Source organism: Methylobacterium sp., assembly GCF_028290105.1.
In the GTDB taxonomy this organism is placed as follows: Bacteria; Pseudomonadota; Alphaproteobacteria; order Rhizobiales; family Beijerinckiaceae; genus Methylobacterium.
This window is the reverse complement of record NZ_JAQGKL010000155.1, coordinates 1-2,568: the sequence shown is the minus strand read 5'-3', so window position 1 is coordinate 2,568 and position 2,568 is coordinate 1. Positions and strand designations below refer to the sequence as shown.

Sequence of the window (2,568 nt, the reverse complement as noted above, 5' to 3'; positions counted from 1 at the left end):
GCCTCTTTTGCCGAGCAGTACGGCTTGCCGTTCGCCGCGCTGCGCATCGTGTGCGATCCCGCGACGCGCGCCATCCCGGGTTTTGCCGCCAAGGCTCTGAAGCCGAACGGCGAGCCGGACGTCTGGGCGGTACTTTCGGCGGTCCTGCGGGATCCATCGCAGATCCGGCCGCTGATCCACCTCGCGCGCGATTCGGGAAAAGCGTTCGCGAGCCTGAAGCGCTGCCGGACGCATCTCGGCGCTGGGCTGGCTGTGCCTTAGCGGCGGGCGCCTCCAACCTGAACTTTTCGCTGCGCCTGTCAGCGTCCGCCCGGACCGCCGCCCCCGCCGAATCCGCCCGGTCCTCCGCCTCCACCGAACCCGCCGGGGCCGCGCCCCAGGCCGCCGGGACGCTCGAAACCACCGGGCCGCTCGGGGCCCCCTGGCCCGCCGAATCCGCTTCCGCGACCGCCGAAGCCGCTCGGTCCCACGCCCCCAGGCGTGCGCGTGTCGATGTCGAGATGCGGCGACCCGCCGGGCAAGCCTCGGGGTCGTGACGCATCCGGACGCGGACCCTCGAGGCGCGGCGCCGCCCCGCGCCGATCGATGTCCGGCGTGGCCGGGTGTTCGGTCCCCCGCACGTCGATGCGCAGGCGTTCCACGGTGAGACGCCCGTCCTGCGCCGTGACGACGGCGCGGACGCTGCCGCGCTTCGGCACGGTTCCCTCGGGCGTCCCCACGACGTCGAACCCGGAGCCGAGGTTCAGCCCCCGGCCGTTTCGCCCGACGTAAGCCTCGATGGAGACCCGGCGCAGGCCGGGAACGAACAGGGCCCGTGCCTCTTCGATGCGCGTGACGGCGAGACCCGTTCCGGTCCTCTCCCCCGTCACCGTGACGCGCCGTCCGAAATGCTTCGTCTCGACGCCGGTCAGGCGAAGGTTTTCGATCGTGGCGGCCCCGTCGGCTCCCCGGCGCAAGCGCCCTGCGACCTGCATCGCGCCGGCGCCCCGCGCCTCGATCAGGCTCGCGACGATCACACCGTCAGGCCGGCGCAGGCCGCTGACGGCGACGCGCTCACCCACCGTCCAGCGCGCAGCGGAACCGGCCGGCACTGCCACCCGCTGCCCGAGCACCGTCAGGGTTCCCTTCGCCATCGCCTCCACCGGGCCGACGACCTCGCTTGTGACGTCGATGCGCCGTGTCGAGAGCCCGCCCGCCCCCTCGCGCGCCACGACCCGGACGACATGCCCGATCCTCAGGTCGGAGACCGTGGCCGGAACGCCGTCGATGCGAACCGCGACGTCCTTCGGGTAGGCGATGCGCAGATCGTTGACGACGATCGAACCGAAGCGCCGGATCGTTCCGATCACACCGGTGCCGCCGATACCCCGGTCCCCGCCTTCGTCGGGGGCCTCTTCGGGCGGTTGGGTCGGGCGGGCGCCCGTGCCGCCGATCCCCTGGTCGCGGATCGGTGGCTGGGGCTCGGCCCACGCCGCCGGCGCCAAGGCTGTCGCCGCCAAGGGCGCCAGCGCGAGCAGGCGCAGGGCATCACGCCGGGTGGGCACGCGCATGGACGTCCCCGTCACGCGTCGGCCGCCGTCGGCGGCACGGCCTCGGCATAGACGTAGAGGCCGAAGTTCCAGCGATGGTTTCCACCGGAATCGGTCTCGCAGGCGGCATGGGCCTCGCGGTTGGCCTGCTGAAGCGCCTCCATGGCGATCTCGCGGGCCCGCGCCTCCAGGCGCTCGGCGAGGTCCTTCGAGAGGCCGTCGTAGTGGACGGCGCGCTCCAGGAAGCGCGGCGCCGGGGCGGTGATGTTGGCGACACTCGCGGCGATGTGGTCGTGCAGGTTCCGGCCGAAGTAATAGAGGTGCGATTCCCCTCCGCCCTTCGGCACGTAGGCGGCCTCGGCCAGGACGATGCGGCCCTCCCCGTCCGCGATCACCAGCCCACGGTCGAGCCATTCGTCGAGCACGGCGCGGGGTCGCAGGTCACGGGTCACGGCGGTGACGAGGCTCTCGAAGGACGGTGTGCTTCCTTCACCGGCCCGGACGAGCGGCAGCGGTTGCCCGGCGGCATCGGTGAATTTCGGATCGGCCAGCCAGCGCGCGATGATCCGGCTCGTGCGCGAGACCGCCGAGGGTACGGCGCTCACCGGCGCGCCCGCTCCGCGGAGGCGGCTGACCTCCTTGCGGTGGATGCCTGTCAGGAGACTGACGCGGCTGTCCGTCTGCTCCTTGCCTGGCAGGGCGAAGTCGTACTCGGCGACGTTGACGTAGAGTTCGCGCAGGAGCGTGGTCAGCGCCGGGAAGGTGATGCCACGCGCCACGAACAGACGCACCAGTGGGCGCAGCAGGCGCGCCACCGGAGCATGCAGGCTCGCCCCCTCGGAGGGTGCATCGGACGGATCGATCATGCCGCTACCTTAGGCGTTCGCCCGTGGGCGACAATCCCACGCGGTGCGAACCCGCACGCGATGTCCCCGATTTTCGATTGACGTGGGAAATTTACACACATAGAAAGTCGTGTGGTCATTTTTCCCACGGAGCCATTCGATGATCCCGTTGCGGCCCGATCGTTCAGCGTCCT

Annotated in this window: 2 protein-coding genes and 1 pseudogene; 1 reads left to right on the top strand and 2 read right to left on the bottom strand. The window is 71.5% G+C overall.

Annotation, left to right across the window (positions count from 1 at the left end; genetic code table 11):
• Nucleotides 1-261, top strand: a pseudogene (locus JWQ05_RS11345) (phosphorylase); the annotation flags it as partial.
• A gap of 38 nt (nt 262-299) precedes the next feature.
• On the opposite strand, the gene JWQ05_RS11340 reads toward JWQ05_RS11345, so the two are convergent.
• A complete protein-coding gene (locus tag JWQ05_RS11340) occupies nt 300-1,550 on the bottom strand; it encodes a DUF5666 domain-containing protein (protein ID WP_299658550.1) in 1,251 nt (416 codons plus the stop codon).
• 11 nt (nt 1,551-1,561) lie between these two features.
• The gene (locus JWQ05_RS11335) at nt 1,562-2,395 is read right to left on the bottom strand and encodes a DUF6502 family protein (RefSeq protein WP_299658549.1); all 834 of its coding nucleotides are present in this window, start codon (nt 2,393-2,395) and stop codon (nt 1,562-1,564) included.
• Between the last annotated feature and the right edge of the window lie 173 nt (nt 2,396-2,568).